Genomic DNA, 740 nt, shown 5'->3' with positions numbered 1-740 from the left:
TCTGGTCTTTGATCAGAACTGTTCTTTAAAAAATTGGGAAAGTGATAGAAGTAGACTGCATTAACTGTTTTCACTGGCAGTTAGTGTCGTCAAGGTAAAATCTTGCGAACTCAAGCGCAAGTTTTCGGCGAAATGTCGTCTTCACTCATTTAACGCTGTGCAGATCGGTAGCGTCCTTGGACGCCAGCGAGATTGCTTGGGGTTATATGGTCAAGTGAAGAAGCGCATACGGTGGATGCCTTGGCAGTCAGAGGCGATGAAAGACGTGATAGCCTGCGATAAGCTTCGGTGAGGTGGCAAATGACCTGTGACCCGGAGATCTCTGAATGGGGGAACCCACCTAGAATAATCTAGGTATCTTAACCTGAATCCATAGGGTTAAGAGGCGAACCAGGGGAACTGAAACATCTAAGTACCCTGAGGAAAAGAAATCAACCGAGATTCCCTTAGTAGTGGCGAGCGAACGGGGACCAGCCCTTAAGTTGATTTGAGAGTAGCGGAACGCTTTGGAAAAGGCGGCCATAGTGGGTGATAGCCCTGTACGCGAAACGCTCTTATCAATGAAATCGAGTAGGACGGGGCACGAGAAACCCTGTCTGAATATGGGGGGACCATCCTCCAAGGCTAAATACTCCTGACTGACCGATAGTGAACCAGTACCGTGAGGGAAAGGCGAAAAGAACCCCGGAGAGGGGAGTGAAATAGAACCTGAAACCGTATGCGTACAAGCAGTGGGAGCC

At 49.1% G+C, this 740-nt stretch carries 1 rRNA gene; it reads left to right on the top strand.

From position 1 onward, the window contains the following. Positions 1 to 208: 208 nt before the first annotated feature. A 23S ribosomal RNA gene (locus tag RCF34_RS22790) occupies positions 209 to 740 on the top strand; the annotation flags it as partial.

Origin of the sequence: Pseudomonas sp. 102515, from assembly GCF_031085165.1 — a bacterium.
Classification (GTDB): Bacteria; Pseudomonadota; Gammaproteobacteria; order Pseudomonadales; family Pseudomonadaceae; genus Chryseomonas.
The sequence above is the reverse complement of the archived record's forward strand: the minus strand, read 5'-3'. Positions and strand labels throughout refer to the sequence as shown.